Annotated in this window: 15 protein-coding genes; 5 read left to right on the top strand and 10 right to left on the bottom strand. The window is 65.6% G+C overall.

Features of this window, described 5'->3' with window-relative positions; all coding sequences use genetic code 11:
- Nucleotides 1-14 precede the first annotated feature (14 nt).
- The 5 genes from AADZ78_RS04750 to AADZ78_RS04730 all read right to left on the bottom strand — a co-directional run bounded on the left by AADZ78_RS04750 (nucleotide 15) and on the right by AADZ78_RS04730 (nucleotide 11,634).
- Nucleotides 15-947: a type IV toxin-antitoxin system AbiEi family antitoxin domain-containing protein gene (locus AADZ78_RS04750; protein WP_085249143.1), complete on the bottom strand. Its 933-nt coding sequence runs from the start codon at nucleotides 945-947 to the stop codon at nucleotides 15-17.
- Nucleotides 948-1,071: 124 nt separating this feature from the next.
- Complete coding sequence (locus AADZ78_RS04745; RefSeq protein WP_085249144.1) at nucleotides 1,072-5,022, bottom strand: DNA-directed RNA polymerase subunit beta'; 3,951 nt, start codon at nucleotides 5,020-5,022, stop codon at nucleotides 1,072-1,074.
- A 45-nt stretch (nucleotides 5,023-5,067) separates the two neighbouring features.
- On the bottom strand, nucleotides 5,068-8,583 hold the full coding sequence (locus tag AADZ78_RS04740; protein WP_139828527.1) for a DNA-directed RNA polymerase subunit beta: 3,516 nt from the start codon (nucleotides 8,581-8,583) through the stop codon (nucleotides 5,068-5,070).
- A 414-nt stretch (nucleotides 8,584-8,997) separates the two neighbouring features.
- Entirely contained in the window at nucleotides 8,998-10,002 is a 1,005-nt protein-coding gene (locus AADZ78_RS04735; protein ID WP_085249146.1) for an ABC transporter ATP-binding protein, read from the bottom strand.
- A gap of 132 nt (nucleotides 10,003-10,134) precedes the next feature.
- A complete protein-coding gene (locus AADZ78_RS04730; RefSeq protein ID WP_276063191.1) occupies nucleotides 10,135-11,634 on the bottom strand; it encodes a carotenoid oxygenase family protein in 1,500 nt (499 codons plus the stop codon).
- Nucleotides 11,635-11,714: 80 nt separating this feature from the next.
- On the opposite strand from AADZ78_RS04730, the gene AADZ78_RS04725 reads away from it, so the two are divergent.
- Nucleotides 11,715-12,428: a TetR/AcrR family transcriptional regulator gene (locus AADZ78_RS04725; RefSeq protein ID WP_204081321.1), complete on the top strand. Its 714-nt coding sequence runs from the start codon at nucleotides 11,715-11,717 to the stop codon at nucleotides 12,426-12,428.
- A 33-nt stretch (nucleotides 12,429-12,461) separates the two neighbouring features.
- Here AADZ78_RS04725 and rplL read toward each other — a convergent pair whose 3' ends face one another.
- The 5 genes from rplL to AADZ78_RS04700 form a co-directional block, all read right to left on the bottom strand.
- Nucleotides 12,462-12,854 carry a 50S ribosomal protein L7/L12 gene (gene rplL, locus AADZ78_RS04720; protein WP_085249149.1) on the bottom strand — a complete coding sequence of 131 codons (393 nt, stop codon included), beginning with the start codon at nucleotides 12,852-12,854 and terminating at the stop codon, nucleotides 12,462-12,464.
- 54 nt (nucleotides 12,855-12,908) lie between these two features.
- Complete coding sequence (rplJ, locus tag AADZ78_RS04715) at nucleotides 12,909-13,427, bottom strand: 50S ribosomal protein L10 (RefSeq protein WP_085249150.1); 519 nt, start codon at nucleotides 13,425-13,427, stop codon at nucleotides 12,909-12,911.
- Nucleotides 13,428-13,676: 249 nt separating this feature from the next.
- Nucleotides 13,677-14,579, bottom strand: coding sequence for an ROK family protein (locus tag AADZ78_RS04710; protein WP_085249151.1), 903 nt, complete (start codon nucleotides 14,577-14,579; stop codon nucleotides 13,677-13,679).
- The gene (locus AADZ78_RS04705; protein WP_085249152.1) at nucleotides 14,579-15,199 is read right to left on the bottom strand and encodes a DUF7158 domain-containing protein; all 621 of its coding nucleotides are present in this window, start codon (nucleotides 15,197-15,199) and stop codon (nucleotides 14,579-14,581) included. The genes AADZ78_RS04710 and AADZ78_RS04705 overlap by 1 nt, the downstream gene beginning before the upstream one ends.
- A 73-nt stretch (nucleotides 15,200-15,272) precedes the next feature.
- On the bottom strand, nucleotides 15,273-19,439 hold the full coding sequence (locus AADZ78_RS04700; RefSeq protein ID WP_085249153.1) for an NEW3 domain-containing protein: 4,167 nt from the start codon (nucleotides 19,437-19,439) through the stop codon (nucleotides 15,273-15,275).
- 23 nt (nucleotides 19,440-19,462) lie between these two features.
- On the opposite strand from AADZ78_RS04700, the gene AADZ78_RS04695 reads away from it, so the two are divergent.
- The 4 genes from AADZ78_RS04695 to mmaA1 all read left to right on the top strand — a co-directional run bounded on the left by AADZ78_RS04695 (nucleotide 19,463) and on the right by mmaA1 (nucleotide 23,327).
- Nucleotides 19,463-19,984, top strand: a complete 522-nt coding sequence (locus AADZ78_RS04695; protein WP_085249154.1) for a DinB family protein — start codon at nucleotides 19,463-19,465, stop codon at nucleotides 19,982-19,984.
- Nucleotides 19,985-20,135: 151 nt separating this feature from the next.
- Complete coding sequence (locus tag AADZ78_RS04690) at nucleotides 20,136-21,482, top strand: ABC1 kinase family protein (protein ID WP_085249155.1); 1,347 nt, start codon at nucleotides 20,136-20,138, stop codon at nucleotides 21,480-21,482.
- 10 nt (nucleotides 21,483-21,492) lie between these two features.
- Nucleotides 21,493-22,407 carry an alpha/beta fold hydrolase gene (locus AADZ78_RS04685; protein WP_085249156.1) on the top strand — a complete coding sequence of 305 codons (915 nt, stop codon included), beginning with the start codon at nucleotides 21,493-21,495 and terminating at the stop codon, nucleotides 22,405-22,407.
- A gap of 59 nt (nucleotides 22,408-22,466) precedes the next feature.
- Nucleotides 22,467-23,327 (top strand): mycolic acid methyltransferase MmaA1, encoded by an 861-nt coding sequence (gene mmaA1 / locus AADZ78_RS04680; RefSeq protein ID WP_085249157.1) that lies wholly within the window; start codon nucleotides 22,467-22,469, stop codon nucleotides 23,325-23,327.
- Nucleotides 23,328-23,384 lie beyond the last annotated feature (57 nt).

Raw genomic sequence — 23,384 nt, 5'->3', positions numbered from 1 at the left:
GTTTAGTGGGTCACCTAGTTGTGCCGAGCAGACGCAAAAGCCCCCAATTCTGGCCCGATTTGGGGGCTTTTGCGTCTGCTCGGCGGGCTCAGCAGGCTGTTGATACGGTCTACCAGTCCGACGGGATCGCCTCGGATGTCCTCGACGGTCATGGGAATGCTCGTCCAGCCGCATTCCTGTAGGCGGGCGGTTTTCAGCCGATCATGGAGTAGGGCATTCCGGCCCACATGCCATTCGACGCTGTCGTACTCGGCGACGATCATCGCGTCCGGCCATGCGAAGTCGACGCGCCAGAGTTTGCCGTAGGCGTCCACGATGTCGTACTGCAACTCCGGCATGGGTAACCGGTGGTCGATGAACACCAGCCGCGCCTCGCTCTCCATCGGCGATTCGGCACGACCGTCGGCATAACCGATCAACTCGCGGACCATGACGATGCCGCGGCGGCCCTTATGCTCGCGGATCACTGCTTCCAGTTCCCCCCTCGTACACGCACCAACATGCAGCGCAGCATCGAGCGTCGCCAAGGCGCGTGGCCGCCGTACGCTCCGCGCCACCTCGATCGCCGTCCATGCCGGAGCCGTCACGAGCCGACCCTCTACCCGCCGCAGCGGCGCGCCAATTCGCTGATGCACCATGAGGCCTGTGGCGGGCCGCATCCGCACGCCTGGATCAAGAATGTGCACCCGCGACGTGTTTTCGATATCGAAGCCGTACAAGGCCGCGGCCGTACCCATGCAGGCCACGATCGGTTGCCCGGCCAACAGATCCAGCGCACCCAGTTTGCTGAACACATCCGGCTGGCTCAACGCGTAGACGCCGTGGCACACGCGAATGAGCCTGCCCGCCTTGACAAGTCCGGCCAAGCGCTTGCGGCTGGTGACCCCGAGCAGCTGTTGCGTGGTCGCCAAGCCACCGTTGGCCGCGATGACTTCATCGACGAGCATCCGCCGATGCTGTCGCGGGCCGGCGCGAACCGAAAGTCAGCGTTGTGGATAGCCCGCCCAGCAGACGCAAAGGCCCCCGAAAACCATGGTTTTCGGGGGCCTTTGCGTCTGCTCGCCAGAGAAACTAGCGATAGTCGCTGTAGCCGTAGTCGTCCAGCGGAACGGCGGCACCCGTGGCCTGACCGAAGTCCGGGCTGTAGTACTGATCCTCGTACGACGGGATCGTGTACGCCGCGGCGCGGGCCTCCTCGGTGGGCTGGACCTGGATGTTGCGGTAGCGGTTGATGCCGGTACCGGCCGGGATCAGCTTGCCGATGATCACGTTCTCCTTCAGACCGTTGAGCTTGTCGCTGCGGCAGTTGATCGCCGCATCGGTCAGCACCCGCGTGGTCTCCTGGAACGACGCCGCGGAAAGCCACGAGTCGGTGGCCAGCGACGCCTTGGTGATACCCATCAGCACCGGACGACCGGCGGCGGGCTCGCCGCCCTCGGCCACCACCCGGCGGTTCTCCGCCTCGAACTCCGCACGGTCGATCAACGAACCGGGCAGGAACTCCGTCGAGCCCGAGTCGATGATGGTGACCCGGCGCAGCATCTGGCGCACGATCACCTCGATGTGCTTGTCGTGGATCGACACACCCTGCGCTCGGTAGACCTCCTGAACCTCACGGACCAGGTGGATCTGCACCTCGCGCGGGCCCTGCACACGCAGTACCTCGTGCGGGTCGGCCGAGCCCTCCATCAGCTGCTGCCCGACCTCGACGTGGTCGCCGTCGGACAGCACCCGCTCGGAACCGTCCTCGTGCTTGAACACCCGCAGCCGCTGCCGCTTGGAGAGCTTGTCGTAGACGACTTCCTCGCCGCCGTCGTCGGGAACGATGGTGATCTTGTAGAAGCGCTCGCCGTCCTCGAGCCGAACCCGACCGGTGACGTCGGCGATCGGCGCCTTGCCACGCGGCACCCGGGCCTCGAACAGCTCCTGGACACGCGGCAGACCGCCGGTGATGTCCTCACCCACACCACCCTGGTGGAAGGTACGCATGGTCAGCTGCGTGCCGGGCTCACCAATCGATTGCGCCGCAACGATACCCACGGCCTCGCCGATGTCGACCAGCTTGCCGGTGGCCATGGACCGCCCGTAGCAGGTCGCACACACGCCCGTGCCGGTGGTGCAGGTCAGCACCGAACGCACCTTCACAGACGTGATGCCCGCGGCCAGCAAGGCGTCGATCTCCGGGTCGCCCAGATCCTCGCCACGCGCGACGATGACGTTGCCGGCCTCGTCGACCGCGTCGGTGCCCAAAGTCCGCGCGTACGCCGACGTTTCGATGTACGGGTCGCGGATCAGCGTACCGTCGGGTTGGCGCTCGGCCAGCTCCACGACGATGCCGCGCTCGGTCTGGCAATCATGCTCGCGGACGATGACGTCCTGCGAGACGTCCACCAGACGACGGGTCAGATAGCCCGAGTCGGCGGTACGTAAGGCCGTGTCCGCCAATCCCTTTCGAGCGCCGTGGGTGTTGATGAAGTACTCCAGCACGGTCAGGCCCTCACGGAACGACGACTTGACGGGGCGCGGGATGAACTCACCCTTGGGGTTGGTCACCAGACCCTTCATGCCGGCCAGTGTCCGGGTCTGGGTGAAGTTACCCGTGGCACCGGAGTCGACGATGGTGATGATCGGGTTGTCACTGGGGTAGTGCTCCCGCAGCGCCTGACCGACCTCGTCGGTGGCTTCCTTCCAGATCTCCACCAGTGCCTCGTTGCGCTCGTCGTGGTTCAAAGCGCCACGCTGGAACTGCTTTTCGACCTTGTCGGCGCGCTCCTCGTAGTGGTCGAGGATCTCCTTCTTGCGCGGCGGAACCAACACGTCGGCCATCGAGACCGTGACGCCGCTTCGGGTCGCCCAGTAGAAACCGGCGTCCTTGAGCTTGTCGACGGTCTGCGCGACCACGATCATTGGGTAGCGCTCGGCGAGGTCGTTGATGATCGAAGCCTGCACCTTCTTGTGCATCTGCTTGTTCACGAACGGATACCCAAGCGGCAGTAGCTCGTTGAACATCACCCGACCCAAGGTGGTCTCGGCCATCCATGGATCGCCCGGCTGCCAGCCGTTATGGCCGAACAACTCGGTCTCGAGCTCGGCGGGCGGACGCAGCTGAGTCAGCCGCACCTTGATCTTGGCGCGCACCGACAGCACACCGCGGTCGGCGGCCATGATCGCCTCGGCCGGCGAGGAGTACACGCCCGTCTCCGGGCTGTCCTTGGCGGCTGGCACGTATTCGCCGGTGTCGCCCTCGACCTCGGTGGTCAGGTAGTACAGCCCGGTCACCATGTCCAGTCGCGGCATGGCCAGCGGACGGCCGGATGCGGGCGACAGGATGTTGTTCGACGACAGCATCAGAATGCGTGCCTCGGCCTGCGCTTCGGCGCTCAGCGGCAGGTGCACGGCCATCTGATCGCCATCGAAGTCGGCGTTGAACGCCTCACACACCAGCGGGTGCAGCTGAATTGCCTTGCCTTCCACCAGCATTGGCTCGAAGGCTTGAATACCCAGGCGGTGCAGGGTAGGCGCACGGTTCAGCAGCACCGGGTGCTCGGCGATTACCTCTTCGAGCACGTCCCACACCTGCGGACGCTGCCGCTCCACCATTCGCTTGGCGCTCTTGATGTTTTGCGCGTGGTTGAGGTCGACCAGCCGCTTCATCACGAACGGCTTGAACAGCTCCAGCGCCATCAGCTTGGGCAAACCGCACTGGTGCAGCTTGAGCTGCGGGCCGACCACGATGACGCTGCGGCCCGAGTAGTCGACACGCTTGCCGAGCAGGTTCTGCCGGAACCGGCCCTGCTTGCCCTTGAGCAGATCGGAAAGCGATTTCAGCGGACGGTTGCCGGGCCCGGTGACGGGCCGGCCGCGGCGGCCATTGTCGAACAGCGCGTCCACGGACTCCTGCAACATCCGCTTCTCGTTGTTGACGATGATCTCCGGCGCGCCGAGGTCAATCAGCCTCTTGAGTCGGTTATTGCGGTTGATCACGCGGCGATACAGGTCATTCAGATCGGAAGTGGCGAACCTGCCACCATCGAGCTGCACCATCGGACGCAGCTCCGGCGGGATGACCGGCACCGCGTCGAGCACCATGCCCATCGGGGAGTTGCCGGACTGCTGGAACGCCGCGACCACCTTGAGCCGCTTCAAAGCGCGAAGTTTCTTCTGCCCCTTGCCATTCCGGATGACGTCGCGCAGCGACTCAGCCTCGGCGTCGATGTCGAAGTTCTCGATCAGCTTCTGGATCGACTCCGCGCCCATAGCGCCGGTGAAGTACTCACCGTAGCGGTCGACGAGCTCGCGGTAGAGGTTCTCGTCGACGATCAGCTGCTTGGGAGCCAGCTTGGTGAAGGTGTTCCAGATGTCCTCCAGCCGGTCCAGCTCGCGCTGCGCGCGGTCGCGGATCTGGCGCATCTCGCGCTCGCCGCCGTCGCGAACCTTCCGCTTGGCGTCCGCTTTGGCGCCCTCGGCCTCCAGCTCGGCCAGGTCGGCCTCCAACTTCTGCGCACGAGCCTCCAGGTCGGCGTCGCGCTGATCCTCAACACCCTTGCGCTCCACCGCCATTTCGGCCTCGAGTGTCGACAGCTCGTTGTGACGCATCTCCTCGTCGACCGCGGTGATCACATACGCGGCGAAGTAGATGATTTTCTCCAGGTCCTTGGGCGCCAGGTCCAGCAGGTACCCCAGGCGCGAGGGCACGCCTTTGAAGTACCAGATGTGCGTGACCGGCGCGGCCAGCTCGATGTGGCCCATCCGCTCACGACGCACCTTGGCACGGGTCACCTCGACGCCGCAGCGCTCACAGATGATGCCCTTGAAGCGCACCCGCTTGTACTTGCCGCAGTAGCATTCCCAGTCGCGAGTCGGTCCGAAGATCTTCTCGCAGAACAGGCCGTCCTTCTCCGGCTTCAACGTGCGGTAGTTGATCGTCTCCGGCTTCTTGACCTCGCCGTAGGACCACTGCCGGATGTCCTCCGCGGTCGCCAGACCAATGCGGAGTTCATCGAAGAAGTTGACGTCTAGCACGTAACTCCCTTTCCCCTAACGGGTTTAGTAACTAATCGAAAAAGGTCACGCGAGATCTTCGACTGATGCAGATTCGTTGCGCGACAAATTGATTCCCAGGTTGGCCGCGGCCCGCTCGAGGTCTTCGTCCTCGCCTTCACGCAGCTCAATCGCCGCGCCGTCACTCGACAGCACTTCGACGTTGAGGCACAGCGACTGCAACTCCTTGAGCAGAACCTTGAACGACTCGGGAATTCCCGGCTCCGGGATGTTCTCGCCCTTGACGATCGCCTCGTAGACCTTCACGCGCCCGACGGTGTCGTCGGACTTGATGGTCAAGAGCTCCTGCAGCGTGTAGGCGGCGCCGTAGGCCTGCATGGCCCAGCACTCCATCTCGCCGAACCGCTGGCCACCGAACTGCGCCTTACCGCCCAACGGCTGCTGGGTGATCATCGAGTACGGGCCAGTCGAGCGGGCGTGGATCTTGTCGTCCACCAGGTGGTGCAGCTTCATGATGTACATGTAGCCAACCGTCACCGGATACGGGAACGGCTCGCCGCTGCGCCCGTCGAGCAGCACCGCCTTGCCGTCGCCGTCCACCAGCACTTCGCCGTCGCGGTTGGGCAGCGTGGCCGATAGCAGCCCCTGGAGCTCGGCCTCCTGCGCACCGTCGAACACCGGTGTCGACACGATGGCGTTCGGCTCCGCGTGCAGCAGGTCGTCGGGCAGCCTGGCCGCCCAGTCCGGAACCCCGTTGCCGGTATCGACTTTCCACCCGGACTTGGCCACCCAACCAAGGTGAGTTTCCAGGATCTGGCCGATGTTCATCCGTCGCGGCACCCCGTGGGTGTTCAGGATGATGTCCACCGGGGTGCCGTCCGGCAGGAACGGCATGTCCTCGACCGGCAGGATCTTGCCGATGACGCCCTTGTTGCCGTGCCGGCCCGCGAGCTTGTCACCGTCGGAGATCTTGCGCTTCTGGGCCACGTAGACCCGGACCAGCTCGTTGACGCCGGCGGGCAGTTCGTCGTCGTCCTCGCGGGAGAACACCCGAATGCCGATCACCTTGCCGGACTCACCGTGCGGCACCTTCAGCGAGGTGTCACGGACCTCGCGGGCCTTCTCGCCGAAAATCGCCCGCAGCAAGCGCTCCTCCGGGGTCAGCTCGGTCTCACCCTTCGGGGTGACCTTGCCGACCAGGATGTCGCCGTCGCGAACCTCGGCACCGATGCGCACGATGCCGCGCTCGTCGAGGTCGGCCAGCACCTCGTCGGAGACGTTCGGGATGTCCCGGGTGATCTCCTCGGCGCCCAGCTTGGTGTCGCGAGCGTCGATCTCGTGCTCCTCGATGTGGATCGAGGTGAGCACGTCCTCTTCGACGAGGCGATTGGACAGGATGATCGCGTCCTCGTAGTTGTGGCCTTCCCACGGCATGATCGCGACCAGCAGGTTCTTGCCCAGCGCCATCTCACCGTTGTCGGTGCACGGACCGTCGGCGATCACCTGGCCGGCCTCCACCCGGTCGCCGGCATCCACGATCGGCGACTGGTTGGCGCAGGTGCCGTGGTTAGAGCGGGCGAACTTGCGCATCCGGTAGGTCCGCCGAGTTCCGGTGTCGTGCATCACGGTGATGTAGTCGGCCGACACCTCCTCGATGACGCCAGCCTCCTCGGCGACGACGACATCGCCGGCGTCGATCGCCGCGCGCAACTCCATGCCGGTGCCCACCAGCGGTGCCTCGCTGCGCACCAGCGGGACCGCCTGGCGCTGCATGTTGGCACCCATCAGGGCGCGGTTGGCGTCGTCGTGCTCGAGGAACGGAATCATCGCGGTCGCAACCGACACCATCTGGCGCGGCGAGACGTCCATGTAGTCCACCTCGGAGGAGGGAACGTACTCGACCTCGCCCGCCTTGCGGCGGACCAGGACCCGCGGCTCGAGGAACCGGCCGTCTTCGGCGATCGGCGAGTTGGCCTGCGCCACAACGTGACGGTCCTCCTCGTCGGCGGTCAGGTATTCGATCTCGTCAGAGACGACCCCGTCCACAACCTTCCGATACGGCGTCTCGATGAACCCGAACGGGTTTACCCGCGCGTACACCGACAACGAGCCGATCAGGCCGATGTTCGGACCCTCCGGAGTCTCGATCGGGCACATCCGGCCGTAGTGCGAGGGGTGCACGTCGCGGACCTCCAGGCCGGCGCGCTCCCGCGACAGACCCCCCGGCCCCAGCGCAGAGAGGCGGCGCTTGTGGGTCAGACCCGACAACGGGTTGTTCTGGTCCATGAACTGCGACAGCTGGCTGGTGCCGAAGAACTCCTTGATCGCGGCCACCACCGGCCGGATGTTGATCAGCGTCTGCGGCGTGATGGCCTCGACGTCCTGTGTGGTCATCCGCTCCCGGACAACGCGCTCCATACGCGACATGCCGACCCGGATCTGGTTCTGGATCAGCTCACCGACGGTGCGCAGCCGGCGGTTGCCGAAGTGGTCGATGTCGTCCGTTTCCACCGGCACCTCGACGCCGCCGGGGACAGTCATCGTGGTCTGGCCCTCGTGCAGCCGGACCAGGTACTCGATCGTGGCGACGACGTCCTCTTCGGTCAGCGTCGAGCTCGTGATCGGCTCGCCGGCATGCAGTCCGAGCTTCTTGTTGACCTTGTAACGACCGACGCGGGCCAAGTCGTAGCGCTTCTCCTTGAAGAACAGGTTCTCCAGCAGGGTCTGCGCGGACTCCTTGGTGGGCGGCTCGCCCGGACGCAGCTTGCGGTAGATGTCCAGCAGCGCCTCGTCGGTGCCGGCGGTGTTGTCCTTCTCCAGCGTCGACATCATGATCTCGGAGAACCCGAACCGCTCGTGGATCTGCTCGCTGGTCCAGCCCAGCGCCTTGAGCAGCACCGTGACCGGCTGGCGGCGCTTGCGGTCGATGCGCACGCCGACGGTGTCGCGCTTATCGACATCGAACTCCAGCCAGGCGCCGCGGCTGGGGATCACCTTGACGCTGTGCAGCGTCTTCTCGGTGGACTTGTCGATGGTCTCGTCGAAGTACACGCCGGGCGAGCGCACCAGCTGGCTGACGACCACGCGCTCGGTCCCGTTGATGATGAAGGTGCCCTTCTCGGTCATCATCGGGAAGTCGCCCATGAACACCGTCTGGCTCTTGATCTCGCCGGTGTTGTTGTTGATGAACTCGGCCGTGACGAACAGCGGCGCCGCGTACGTCATGTCCTTGTCTTTGCATTCGTCGACCGGCGCCTTGACCTCGTCAAAACGGGGGTCGGAGAACGACAGTGACATCGACCCAGAGAAGTCCTCGATCGGCGACAGCTCGTAGAGCACCTCTTCGAGGCCGCCGACCGGCTTGACGTCCCCGCGCGCGGTGGCGGAGTCGCGCCAGCCTTGCGAACCGATCAGCCACTCGAACGAATCGGTCTGCACGTCGAGCAGCCCCGGAACCTCGAGCGGTTCGCGGAGCTTGGCGAAGGAAACTCGGTTGGGGGCTCCCGGTACGGAGTTGTTTGAAGAACTCGGGTGACCCTGATGGGGACTGGCGTCTGTCTTGCTCTGGCGGAAATCAGCCAAGATGCGTCCTTCCAGCACCTCGTGCGACTAACGAGAGCCCTAAAGGCCAGTGCCCACCGGGCCTGTTCGCCGCAGATAGTTGTGTCGGTTCGGCCGGCGAACAATCTGTCCGGATCTCACGCACGCAACTGCTTAGCTGAGCCACGGAAACGGCTCAGGCTAAGACCACAGTGTCAAGTGGCGGGTGAGGTGGGCAGGAAGTAGCCAGCGCAACGTCCAACAATAGCGCAGACGCGCGCATTCCTCAAATACCTACCCACGGGAATATCGGCGCTGGCTGGCGATCTCGACTCTCCCCGAACAGGTCTGATACATGCTGTCCAACAGATTGACCCGTTTAGGCCTCGCCGTCAAGAGGGCGGGCGGCGAGTTACGCCGAGTTATGCCGAAATTCTGCGCTCACCGCACGTTCTTCTATAACTCGTGGACGTGGTACTTATGCGTGCCCTCGAGGTCATCGAGGATGGCGGCCTGGGCATTCTTGGGCAATGTGTGCAACATCGCACGCACCCGGGCCTGACGGCGCGCGACCGCCTTGCGCTCCGGCATACCCGGCGTGGCAGTGATCTGCGGCGGCACGCCCTCGATCTCCTCGACACCACCGGCGTGGTGACCGGCATCGAGCAGGGCCTGCTCTTCGGCCATGGTGGCCTCGTCCTTCTCCTCTGACATGCCGATCGGCCCGATGCGGCGGCCGTTGAGGAACTGCCGCACCACCGGCTCGTCACTGGTCAGCAAGACTTCGCGCGGCCCGAACATCACCAGATGCTTGCGGAACAACATGCCCATGTTGTCCGGCACCGTGCGGGCGATGTTGATGTTGTGCGTCACGATCAGGATGGTCGCATCGATCTGGGCGTTGATGTCCATGATCAGCTGGCTCAGATAGGCGGTACGAACCGGGTCCAGACCCGAGTCGGGCTCGTCGCAGAGAATGATCTGCGGGTCGAGAACCAGGGCACGAGCCAGGCCGGCTCGCTTGCGCATACCGCCGGAGATCTCGCCAGGGAACTTCTTCTCGTCCCCACCGAGGCCGACCATCTGCAGCTTCTCCATGACGATGTCACGGATTTCGCTTTCCTTTTTCTTGGTGTGCTCACGCAGCGGGAATGCGGTGTTGTCGTAAAGATTCATCGAACCGAACAGCGCGCCATCCTGGAACAGCACGCCGAACAAGGTGCGGATCTCGTAGAGCTCCTTGGCCGAGCATTCGATGATGTCGGTGCCATCGATGATGATCGAGCCGCGTTCCGGCCGCAGCAGACCGATGAGTGATTTCAAGAAGACCGATTTGCCGGTACCAGACGGCCCCAGCAACACGCTGACCTCCCCGGCGGGAATTTCTAGCGTGACGTCTTCCCAGATCCTCGAGGATCCGAAGGACTTCGTGAGTCCATTGACCTCGATGCTTACGCCCATGGGAAATCCTTCCGTCAACGCGCGTATACGCCACCCGCCCCTTTTTTGTGGCTTGAGTCACTGTAGCGCACGGTTAGGGTGCGACATCAGGTTGCACCGATAACGATCCTGGTCGGGGGTCGTTAGCGGAGGTTACGCAGTCGGCGCCCAGTTTCCGTGGAAGCCCATCGGTACCCGTTGCGGCAGGTGGACGGTCGCTATCGACTCTAGGGTCTGGGCATCCAATAGCAACAGTTGGCCTTCGTCGCGGCCGCGGTGATAGCCGTAGCCCATGAGGATTCCGTCGTCTTCGGCTCTGCTTTCGGGGTTCGGCACGAAGCACATCTCGCCGAGTAGAAGGTCGGGATCGAGCGGGGCGACTTCGCTGGATCCGGTCGCATAGTCGTGCTTGTACAGCGACGTCGACATCGGCGACGCCCCGCCGGAGAGGAAGCCGCCTTCGAGACCCAGCGTGTAGCCGTAGCGGTGTTCGCCGCCCAACAGGGTCTCGTTGATCCGCGGGAACTCCTGTGACCGATCGTCGTGGCATTCGGTGGTGACGGCACCGGTGTCCAGGTTGACGGTCCAGCGGTCCAGCGACGGCCGAGTGTCGCCGGGCCCGCGCCGGTCGCGGTCGAACATCCGCGAGTAACGCACCACGTCGAGCACCAACACCTCGGCCCCAGAGTCACTGCGCGTCTGCGAATACGCGTTGAGCGGGTGGTAGACGTAGCAGGGTTCGATATCGAACCAGCGAATGTCCCGATTGGTGCCCTCACGGGGCATGACGCCGATTCGCGCCGGATAGTTGGGGTTCCAGGCGTACGGCAGGCGGTCAGATGGCTTCGGGTTGCGGTTGACCATCGCCGCGATCGGGCTCGGCACTCTGACCCGTCCGATCAGCGACTGCATTACCAGCCGCGCCGGCAATCCCAGCCAGCGCGGCATCTTCACCGGCAGCACCTGCACCGGGTCGAACGTCACCGGCAAGTCGTAGATCACCACGTATTTGTCGGTCAGCGAAAAGTCGTGCATCGCCGGCGACCCGGACACCTCGATGTCAACGGTGCGACGGGCGTGTCCCTGAGTGTCGATTACCGAATACTGCACGGTGCGCCCGCGGGCGAATGAATAGGAAACGGCGTGCAATTCGCCGGTCCGCGGGTCCCGGTGCGGATGGGCCGTATAACCCCCGGCCAGGGTCCCGTCGAAGTCGCACGTCCCCATGGTGTCGAGTTCCTCGGTGAGCTCGTAGTTGGCGACGCCGCCCTCGACGAGAGCCAGGGTCCGTCCGGCGTGGGTAAGCACATTGGTGTTGGCGCCGAGAAAAAGCAGGCCCGCCCGTGGGTCCAGACGGCTGGGTGCCCGCTCGCCGAGAGCGGCGCATACCGGCCGGCTGCGCACCCAGCGGTTGCGGTACCAGCGAGCCTGCCCACCGCGCAGCGCGACCCCGTGAACCATCCCGTCGCCACTGAACCAGTGGTAGATGGCGGGGTCGACCTCCGCGGCCGGGTTGGGGCCGTTGCGCAGATAACGTCCATCAAGGTGGTCCGGGATGCGCCCGGTGACCGTTAGGTCGGTTGCGGTTACTTCGACGGCCACCGGCGCCAGAAAGCCGTCGAGGTACGGGTTCTGCTGTTTGGCGGTTCGCATGGCTGTCACGGCCGAGCTCCTATAACATTGTTATTACGCTGTTATTGGCACGCTACGCCCCCGATGAGACGATGGCAAGGATGACTTCCCAGCCGCAAAGCGGTGTTCGCAGTGTTCGTGAGGAGATGCTCCATGCCGCCGTGGGCCTATTGGGCGCCCACGGGCCCGACTCGCTGCAAACCCGCAAAGTGGCCCGCGCCGCGGGCACCTCGACGATGGCGGTCTATACGCATTTCGGAGGCATGCGGGAACTCATCGCCGAGGTCGCCAATGAGGGGTTACGTCAATTCGACGTGGCGCTCACCGTTCCGCAAACCGCCGACCCGGTCGCCGACTTGTTGGCCATCGGCACCGCCTACCGGCGGTTTGCCATCGAGCGGCCACACATGTACCGGCTGATGTTCGGAAGCACCAGCGCGCACGGCATCAACGCCCCAGCGCACAACGTTTTGACGTTGACGTTCGCCGAGATCGAGGAGCAGCACCCCAGTTTTGCGCACGTGGTGCGGGGCGTACACCGGTGCATGCTGGCCGGTCGGTTGGCGGCCGCGGGCTCCGACAATGCATCCGACCAAGTAGTAGTCGCCACAGCCGCGCAGTTCTGGTCGTCGATCCACGGCTTCGTGATGCTGGAGCTGGCCGGTTACTACGGCGACCAGGGCGCGGCCATCGAACCGGTGCTCGCCTCGATGACAACGAATTTGCTTGTCGCCCTGGGAGATTCACCCGAACAGGTGGAACAGTCGCGACGGTCGCTGCCGGCCGAGCAGACACAAAAGCCCCCAAGACGTTGATGAAAAGGGGGCTTTTGCGTCTGCTCGGCGGAGTTACTTGACGGTGACGGTGGCGCCGGCGGCCTCGAGCTTGGCCTTGGCCTCGTCGGCCGCTTCCTTGGCGACCTTCTCCAGCAACGGCTTCGGAGCGCCGTCGACCAGGTCCTTGGCCTCCTTGAGGCCCAGGCCGGAGACGATCTCGCGGACAACCTTGATGACACCGATCTTCTTGTCGCCGGCGGCCTCGAGGATCACGTCGAACTCGGACTGCTCCTCGGCGGCCTCGGCGGCAGCGCCGGCAGGCGCGGCTCCTGCGGCGGCGACAGCGACCGGAGCGGCCGCGGTGACCTCGAAGGTCTCCTCGAACTTCTTGACGAAGTCGGAGAGCTCCAAGAGGGTCATTTCCTTGAACGCGTCAAGCAGCTCGTCGGTTGAGAGCTTTGGCATGGTGTGGGTCCTTCCTCGGTTTCTGGGGTTATTGAGGTTTCTCGGGTGCTGTTGTTATTCGGAGGCTTTCTTTTCCTGCAGCGCGGCAGCCAGCCGGGCCATCTGCGACGCCGGCGCACTGAACAGCCCGGCCGCCTTGGCGAGGTTGCCCTTCATCGCGCCAGCCAGCTTGGCCAGCAACACCTCGCGGGACTCCAGGTCGGCAATGCGCTCGACCTCGGCGACGGTCAGCGGATGGCCGTCCATGTAGCCGCCCTTGATGACCAGCGCCTTGTGCTCCTTGGCGAAGGTCTTGAGGGCCTTGGCCGCGTCGACCGGTTCGCCGGTGACGAACGCGATCGCCGTGGGGCCAGCGAACAGTTCGTCGAGCCCCTCGATGCCGGCTTCCAACGCCGCCCTCTTGATCAGCGTGTTCTTGGCCACGGCGTAGGTGGCCGACGCTCCCAGCGAGCGCCGCAACTCCGCCATGTTGGCGACCGTCAGACCACGGTATTCGGTGATGACGGTCGCGGTGGAAGCCTTGAAGTGCTCTGCGATGTCTGCGACGGCGGTGGCCTTGTCAGCCCTGGCCATGCGTGCCTCCTCGGTGCAAGTCCGACGTGTCGTCTGTGAACCACCTAGAAACGACGAACGCCCCGGCACAGGAAGCGGCCGGGGCGTAATACATGGGCCGACGCGCGCGTCGACAGGTAACGCCTCGTCCTCCTGCGTGGGCCGCCGGGATGCTCCCGGACCTTCAACCGATTGCTCGGTGACCGACGGTCTTCGGTGGATCGGCAACCACAATAGCGTGGGCGCTTCGAACAGCCAAAACGGTTCGACTTAGCCCACGAGCTTGGCGGCGCCGACCATACCCGCATCGCCGCCCAGCTGGGCCGGCACCACGCGCAGGCCGGCCAGGAAGTCCAGCCGGGCGTAGTCGGCCAGCGCGGCACGCAGCGGATCGAAGAGCAGGGGGCCGGACTTAGCCACTCCCCCACCGATGACGACCAGGTCGAAGTCGCATACCGCGGCCACCGATGCGATCATCGCCGCCAGCGCGGTGGCGCCGCGGCGAAACGCGGCCAGCGCCAACGCATCCCCGCGCGCCGCCGCAGCGGCCAACTCTTTGGCACCCGCACCCGGCGGCGCGGCCCAACCGTTGGCCCGCGCCCAACGCACCATCGACGGGCCGGCCGCGACGGTCTCGACGCAGCCGCGGCCACCGCACGAGCAGCGGGCACCATCGGCGTCTACGACCACGTGACCTACATGGCCAGCGTTGCCGGTTCGGCCGTCATATGGGCTACCGTCGAGCACCAGTCCGCCGCCCACGCCCGTAGACACCACCATGCCCAGCAGGAAACGCTCACCCCGGCCGGCCCCAGTCCAATGCTCGCCGAGCGCCATGCACACGCCGTCACCGCCCAGGCGCACCGGCACACCGGGCACCGCGGCAGCGATCCTGTCACGCAGCGGAAAACCGCGCCAGCATCCGATGTTGATCGGGCTGACGGTGCCGCTATCCACATCGACGGGCCCGGCCGATGCGATACCCACCGCACGCACCACGCCGCCTGCCGCCCGCAACGCGTCGGCAATCGTTGCGGCGACGGCAGCCCAGACCTGTTCGGCTCCGCTGTTTGTCGGGGTGGGATGGGTGGCGGTGTAGACCAGCGCACCGTCGCGATCGATCAGTCCGGCGGCGATCTTGGTCCCGCCGATGTCGATGCCGAGGGTCAGCATCAGTGCCGGTGGGTGTTGTCGGGTTGCCGCGGGTCGCCGGGGTGCTCGTAGCCGGGAGCCAGTTGCACCAGCTCGGCCCGCCGCGCATCCAGCCACGTCCGAAACGTACGCCGGCACGCGGCGCCGCGCAGATGCTCGATGATCGCGAACCGCACCTGGTCCAGTGACGGCCCGGCGTCGGCGGGTGCCCGCCAGCCGTGGCCGCCGGGGCGCGGCGCGGCGAATCGCAGCGGGTTGCGGGCGTGGTACTCGGTCACCTCGTCATCGGAGACCTGAACCGCGGCCGTGACGTCGGCGAACAGCGCCCGCGCGCACGGATTGGCCAGCGCCGCCGCCGCGATGCTGCCGATCTCCAACCGGGCCGTCACGTCGGGCAACAGCTCGGCCTCGGTCGGGGCGTCCGCGACGTTGAGGCCGCGCGCGGCCGCCTCGGCGACGACCACCCGCTCGGTCACGATCAGTTGCGTGAGCCAGCGTCGCAGTTGCCGGCCCGCACTGGTGTCGCTTGCCGGCAGGGCGGCCGCTCCCCGACCGCTGCGCAACCGCGCTTCGGCCGCGTCGACCTCCTCGACGGCAATCGGCGTGCCGGCGACCGTCGCAACGACGTGGACGTGACTCATATGCGCCGCTCTCCCCCGCAAGCGGGAGGTACCCCCACCTCATCGCTTCGCCGTGCATCGTCGTCGGCGTGACTCATATCACGGTCACCTTCACCGCCGGCGAGTAGACCAGCCGACCGGCGCAGCCGATCCGTACCGAGGCCCACCACTGGCCAGCTTCCAACCACGCCGGGGGCGACACGTCGAAGACGAGTTCGGCGGTGCCACGCGCGGGCAGGACAGCGCCGAGCGCGGCCGGGCCGATCCACTCCCAGGTACCCCATGGGCTGATCAGGTGCGCCTCCAGCGCAAGGTCGGACCGGGCGCGGCTGCCTATGGTCGCGGTCAGGCGGGCCGAGTCGCCCGGGCCCACCTCGATATCGGCGGGCCCGTCGACGAGGTAGACGAGCTCGGTGGGTTCGGTCCCGACCGCGACCACGCACACGTCCTCGACGACTTGTCGCCAGGCGGCCGGCACCGACCCGTCGGTGATCCGCAACTGGGCACGGACCGGATACAGCCCAGCTGCCACGTCGGCCGGAATTGCCAGTACCACGTCGGTTTCCAGGTATTCGCCCGTGCACAACGAGAACGGCAACTCGGCGATAGCCACCGTCCAGCCGTCGGGACACACCAGGTCGACCGATCCTTCCACTGCGGAGTCGGTGCAGTCGCTTGCCACGGTCAGGCGCAATCTCACCTCGGCACCCGGCTCGGCACGCACCTGCTGGGGGTGCAGGTGAGCGACGGTCGGCAGCCCACCAAGCGGCGCAGGGCCGCGGTTGTGCAACCAGTACCGCGCGTACAGCGGCTGAGCGATCTCGGCGTCCGGGCCCAGCGCGGTGCCGTCCGCGGCCAACACCTTGGGCATCTCGAGCCGGGTCAACACCGTGGCGACCTGGTAACCGTGCAGGTCGACCCTTCGTTTGCGCCGTTCCGGCTTTTCCAGCAGGTCGGCGAGCTGGATTTCGCGCAGCTTGCCCAGCTCGGAGCCGACGTTGACGCGGACGTTGTTCCCGGCGGTTTCCACCAACCGCAGGGCCACCGCGCCGGGATCCACCGGCTGTGCGCTGCCTGCCGTCAGCGGGTTGCCAGCCGCCTTGAGGGCGCCCAGCTGCACGTCGGCAGGGTCGAGATGCAACAGTGAGCCGATCGGCGGCAGCATGCGCTCTGACGGTTCCGGAGTCACCGCGACGAGCGGGTGGGAGAACTGGGCGCTGCGCGACGAGATCTCGGCATCCCGCCAGTCGCCGTCACCGCAGACCAACGCGTAGTCGAAAACGTGTGTCCAGTGCTGAAGTTGGAAGTTCGAACCATCGGGCGCGGTGCGCCGCGGCTCGTCGATCCAGACCCCGGATGGCCAGCCGGTACAGGACCGCATCAGCGCGGTGTGCAGGGTGCCTTCGACGTCGACAGCGAAGCTGGGCACCCCGCGGTTGAGCAGCGCGACCGTGCGGGCTACGAAAGGTTCCATTTCCGGCGGCGCCTGCTGGTCGACCGGGATCTCGGCATCGCCCAGGTCCTTGGCCACCGACGCGATGGCGGCGCGCAGGCTCTTGTTGTCCCGGCCGTCGATCACCAGGACCGGCAGTGCCCGCAGCGGGCGCAGGTCCGCGCTGGGCACCCATACCTGCGCCAATGGCTTCGCCGCGGGCACCCACACCCTGGCCGCGCCGGTCTTGGCAAGCTGGCGCTCGAGTTCGTTCGTGTACGCCGGGTCCGCGTCGGCCAGCACTGCCTTGGTGAAGGCGTTGCGGGTCGGCCCGCCCAGCGCGATCCGGACATCCGGCAGATTGGAGTCGACGTCGAGGTTGCCGTAGCGGGGCTTGTCGGCACCGCTGCAGGTGGCCGTGACGCCGGCGCGGACTAGAGCGACCATCAGGTCGCGCGCCAGCGGGCCGGACATCGCCTCGGCCGGCGACACCACCTCCGCGACAGACACAGCTCGCACGCTCGTGCCGCCAACCCGCACCCGTGCGGCCGAGGACAGCCCGAACCAGCCGTAGGCGGGGTTATCCAAGGTCCACAGATGCTGCGCGGTATCCACCGATTCGGGTCCGTCATGCAGCAGCGCAAAGCCGCGTCCGATGACGGCGTCGCCGACCTGACTTACCGGCATGGCTCCGGGCACCGGACACGGCCAGCGCAGTCGCACTAGGCGGTCTTCCCCGGTGAACTCGTCGATGGTGGTGCGGCAGTCCAGCCGCGCGATACCCCGCCATAGGGTGAGGGTCTGGGTGTAGCAAAGCAACGTGCCGATCCGGCCCTGCACCACCAGCCGCTGACCGAGCGGGCCGTGATAGGCCCGCACCTGCGCCGGCGATTCCGATGAGCAGACCACCGGCCCCTTGGGCAGTAGGTGCCACGGGCCTTCACCCTGCGACGGGTGCGCGGGATATTCCTCGTATACGGCGAGCTCGTTGCCCACCCGGCCGTCGGCGATCAGCTCGCGACCGTCCCGAATCAACGACGCCACCGCTCCCCCGCGCGCCGGATCGACGGTCAGCCGGTAGTGGTCGTTGGCGATCCGCGACCCAGGCATCGGCTCCCAGCAGGCCGATTCGCCACCCGGGACCAACCGGTAAGCACGCCAGCCCAGCGACGGCACGTCGCGCGCCAGCCAAGTGACCGACCGCCCGTCGTGTTCGACGAGGGCCGGCATCTCGGTGCCATCGTGGTCCAGCACCCGGACGCCGGCTGTTAGCGGCGGGTCAAGCCGTGCGGTGACGACATCGCTGCGCTGGTGTGTCAGCGGATTCCACACCACCAAGTCGCCACCGATCGCGCTGGACAGCAACGCCAGGGAGTTGTCGCGGACCGCGCCGCCCAGCTCCCACGCGTCACGCCAACCGGTCAGCAGATCGAGGTAGACCTGGTCGGATTCCGACCCGGTGATGGCGTCATGGTGCGCGCCGTAGGCCAGCTGCACCCACGCCTTGGCCAGCGCCGCCTGCGGATAGTCGGCGCCGGTCATCAGCGCGGCGAACACGGCGAAGCGCTCCGCGTCCAGGACGGTGTTCTCGGCCGCCCGGTTGGCTTGCTTGGTGTCGATGTAGGACACGTCCTTGCCGGTGTAGATCGGGTTCATGTCGCGCGTCTGCGGCGACGGCGCTTGGCCCCGCTGCGCCAATTCGGCACGCACCGCGGCGAAGAATTCCCGAGGCAGCCCGCAGACGAATCTCGGCCAGGTGTAACGCGCGCCCCAGTCCCGGTGGATCGCGGTGACCCACTTGTTCGGCGGCGTGTAGTCGGTGCCGACCGGTAGCAGCACATTGCGGGTCAACGCGACCTTCTTGAGCTGATCGAACAGCGCGTAGGTGGCGTCCTCCGCCTCCTGCAGCGAGGTCGACGAGTCCATCCACCAGCCCGCCGAATAATGCGCCGGCATGTAGTGGGTGAGCAGGCCGCGGCCCGACGGCGCAATCCACTCGAACTCGCTGCAGAACTGCATGCGGTCGAGATCACCACCTTGGCCCGGGCCCCATTGGTGGTGCGGTCCGCGTGCCCAGGAACTCGACGTCAGGCCGGCGTCGGCGGCCATCCCGGGAAACTGCGGGTCGTGACCGAACACGTCGAGCTGCCATGCGGTGGCCGGATCGGCGCCCACCACATGACGCTGAAATCCTATGCCGTGCACCAGATTTCGGATAGTCGTCTCCGGGCCTGTGAGGTTCGTGTTGGGTTCGTTATAAGTGCCACCCATCACCTCGACGCGGCCCTCGGCGAGAAACCGGCGCAGGTCGGCGCGGTCCTGCGGGTGGGTGTCCCAGTACGGCTTGAGGTAATCCACCTCGGCCACCACGAACTTGTACTCGGGTTCGCGACGAGCCATTTCCAGATGGGCGTGCACCAACTCGAAGCCGTTGGCCTGCCGGGCTCGACCCGGCGGATCTTCGGTCCACAGGCTGGTGTAGCCGCCTTGGGTGTTCCACCACACCGGGTCGTAGTGGAAGTGGCTGACCATGAACATCGTCCACCCGGGTTCGGCAACGGTGAACTCGAACGACACGCTGTCGCCGCCGGCGTGCACCCGCGCAGCTCGTCGCTCGCCGACCACCGGGTGGTCGACCCTGACCGGAACCTCGACGATCTCGTCGCCGGCCTGTTCCCCCAAGGCCATGGCCTCGCCGCGCAGGCCGTCACCGGCTATCCGGATTGCCGCGGGCTCGGTGCACGCGGCGACTGTGACACGCGCCAGCTGCACTGGCGCCTCCGGCGGACCAACAAACAGTTGGGTCGACTCGGCCGAAGCCACTTGCATGCCAGAACCCTACGCTCGGAATTATGGCGGACTTCACAACCCAACTTGCCGACCAGCTCGACTGGCACTGGCGCGAATATCTGCGCCCTCGCCTGAACGGCCTCACCGACGACGAGTACTTCTGGCAACCAGTGCCGAACTGCTGGACCGTACATTTGGACGGCTCGGTGGACTTCGCATTCCCAGAGCCCAGCCCGGCGCCGTTCACCACCATCGCCTGGCGCATGGCCCACGTCATCGTCGGGGTATTCGCGATGCGCAACCACCACCACTTCGGCGGACCACCCGCCGATTACCTCAATTGGCACTACGCCACCGACGCGGCCACCGCGCTTAGCCAACTCGACGAGACGTACGCGGCGTGGATCACCGGCGTGCGGTCGCTGTCCGTCGACGACCTGAACCGCCCCTGCGGCCCGGCCGAAGGGCCGTACGCCGAGCACCCGCTGAGTGAGCTGGTACTGCACATCAATCGAGAAGCGATCCACCACGGCGCCGAAATCGCTTGCCTGCGCGACCTTTACCTGCATAGCCGGGAGGCTTGAAGAAGTAATTCGGCCGCGACACCGAACGTGTGGTCAGTGCGAAATTCTGGCCGGAATTTCGCAATGGTTGCACGCTCGCGGTGAGGAAGCCAGAAAGGGAGTGGCTCACGCGAATTGGGAATTGCCTGCCCCAATTTGGCACACTGCTCAGATGAGTTCCACCAAACACCGCGACGTGGCCAGGCTGGACCGGGTGCCATTGCCGGTCGAAGCGGCCCGGGTAGTGGCCACCGGTTGGCAGGCCACCCGCGCCGCCGGTCGCGTCGTCACTAAGCTGCCGTCGAAGGGTCCGTGGCAGCAGAAAGTGATCAAGGAAATCCCGCAGGCCTTTGCCGACCTGGGGCCGACATACGTCAAGTTCGGGCAGATCATCGCATCCAGCCCCGGCGCATTCGGCGAGGCGCTGTCCCGCGAATTCCGTGGCCTGCTCGACCGGGTACCGCCCGCCAACACCAACGAGGTACACAAGCTTTTCGTCGAGGAACTCGGCGACGAGCCGTCCAAATTGTTCGCCTCGTTCGAGGAGGAGCCGTTCGCGTCGGCGTCCATAGCCCAGGTGCACTACGCGACCCTGCACAGCGGCGAGGATGTTGTGGTCAAGATCCAGCGGCCCGGCATCCGTCGTCGGGTTGCCGCCGACCTGCAGATCCTGAAGCGATTCGCCCAAGCCGTCGAGCTGGCCAAGTTGGGTCGCCGGCTCTCTGCACAAGACGTGGTTGCCGACTTCTCCGACAACCTCGCCGAGGAACTGGACTTCCGGCTCGAGGCGCAGTCGATGGAGGCCTGGGTGTCCCACCTGCACGCCTCGCCGCTGGGCCGCAACATCCGGGTTCCGGACGTGCACTGGGAATTCACCAACGAACGGGTGCTGACGATGGAACGGGTGCACGGCATCCGTATCGACAATGCCGCCGCGATCCGCAAGGCCGGCTTCGACGGGGTCGAGCTGGTGAAGGCGCTGCTGTTCTCGGTGTTCGAGGGCGGTCTGCGGCACGGGCTGTTCCATGGCGACCTACACGCAGGCAACCTCTACGTCGACGAGGCGGGCCGCATCGTGTTCTTCGACTTCGGGATTATGGGCCGCATCGATCCCCGCACCCGCTGGCTGCTGCGCGAGCTGGTCTATGCGCTGCTGGTGAAGAAGGACCACGCCGCGGCCGGTAAGATCGTCGTGCTGATGGGCGCCGTCGGGACCATGAAGCCCGAGGCTCAGGCCGCCAAGGACCTGGAGAAGTTCGCCACGCCGCTGACTATGCAGACGCTGGGTGATATGTCCTACGCCGACATCGGTCGTCAGCTCTCGGCGCTGGCCGACGCCTACGACGTCAAGCTGCCCCGCGAGCTGGTGCTGATCGGCAAGCAATTCCTTTACGTCGAGCGGTATATGAAGCTGCTGGCACCGAAGTGGCAGATGATGTCCGACCCCCAGCTGACGGGGTACTTTGCCAACTTTATGGTCGAAGTCAGCCGCGAGCATCAAGAAGACATCGAAGTCTAAAGAGGATTTGATGGAAATTCGGAGCGGCCTGGCGGCATCAGGCCCATCTGGGCAGGTGAAGCTGTACTACGAGGACATGGGCGATCTCGACGCCCCGCCCGTGCTGTTGATCATGGGTCTGGGCGCCCAGATGCTGCTGTGGCGGACCGAGTTCTGCGAGAAACTGGTCGACGAGGGCCTGCGCGTCATCCGCTACGACAACCGCGATGTCGGCCTATCCACGAAGACCGAGCATCGGGGCCCCGGACAGCCGCTGATCACACGGCTAGTCCGCTCCTGGCTCGGTCTGCCCAATAAGGCGGCATACACCCTGGAAGACATGGCCAACGACGCCGCGGCTCTGCTGGATCACCTAGAAATCAAACGAGCCCATATCGTCGGGGCATCGATGGGCGGCATGATCGCCCAAATCTTCGCCGCACGGTTCGCGGAGCGCACCAAGACGTTGGCGGTCATCTTCTCCAGCAACAATCACAGGTTCCTGCCGCCGCCGGCTCCCCGTGCCCTGCTGGCGCTCATCAAAGGCCCGGCGCCGGATTCACCACGTGACGTCATCGTCGACCACGCCGTCCGGGTCAGCAAGATCATCGGCAGTCCGCGGTATCCGATAGCCGACGAACAGGTCCGCGCCGACGCCGCCGAGTGCTACGACCGCAATTTCCACCCCTGGGGTATCGCCCGGCAGTTCAGCGCGATTTTGGGTAGCGGCAGCCTGCTGCACTACGATCGGCGCATCGTCGCCCCGACTGTCGTGATCCACGGACGGGCCGACAAGCTGATGCGTCCGTTCGGGGGCCGCGCCGTCGCCCGCGCCATCAACAACGCACGATTGGTTCTGGTCGACGGCATGGGTCATGATCTGCCCAGCCAGGTTTGGGATCGGGTGATCGGCGAGCTGAATAGCAATTTCGCCGAAGCGGGCTGAGTCTGTGGCCGGGCAAGCCTAGGACTTATATTCAGGTACTACGCGGGAGGTTGTCGCAAGTGGCCGAACTGAGACCGTATTACGAAGAGTCGCAATCGGCATACGACATTTCGGACGACTTCTTCGGCTTATTCCTAGACCCCACTTGGGTTTACACGTGCGCCTACTTCGAGCGTGACGACATGACCCTCGAGGAGGCGCAACTCGCCAAGTTGGATTTGGCGTTGGACAAGCTGAACCTAGAGCCGGGGCTGACACTGCTCGACGTCGGCTGCGGATGGGGCGGGGCGGTGGTCCGGGCCGTTGAGAAGTACGACGTCAACGTCATCGGCATCACCCTGAGTAAAAATCATTACCAGCGCAGCAAAGACCGGTTGGCGGCGATCCCGACGCAGCGGCGCGCCGAGGCACGCCTACAGGGCTGGGAAGAGTTCGACGAGAAGGTGGACCGGATCGTCAGCTTCGAGGCGTTCGACGCGTTCAAGAAGGAGCGGTACCCCGCATTCTTCGAGCGCTCGTACGACATCCTCCCCGATGACGGCCGGATGCTGTTGCACAGCTTGTTCACCTATGACCGCCGGTGGTTGCACGACCAGGGCATAGCGCTGACGATGAGCGACATCCGGTTCCTCAAGTTCCTCCGGGAGTCGATTTTCCCGGGCGGCGAGTTGCCTTCCGAACCCGACATTGTCGACAACGCTCAGGCCGCCGGCTTCTCGTTGCAGCAGACCCAGATACTGCAGCAGCATTACGCCCGGACGCTGGACATGTGGGCCGCCAACTTGAAGGCCGCGCGGGAACGCGCCATCGCGCTGCAGTCCGAAGAGATCTACAACAACTTCATGCACTACCTGACCGGGTGTGCCGACCGCTTCCGCAGGGGCCTCATCAATGTTGCTCAGTTCACCCTGACGAAGTAGCACCGCACCGGCGCACCGCACCGGCGCACTTTGAAGTTCGGAAGGACATCACAACTC

Origin of the sequence: Mycobacterium riyadhense, assembly GCF_963853645.1 — a bacterium.
Classification (GTDB): Bacteria; Actinomycetota; Actinomycetes; order Mycobacteriales; family Mycobacteriaceae; genus Mycobacterium; species Mycobacterium riyadhense.
The sequence above is the reverse complement of the archived record's forward strand: the minus strand, read 5'-3'. Positions and strand labels throughout refer to the sequence as shown.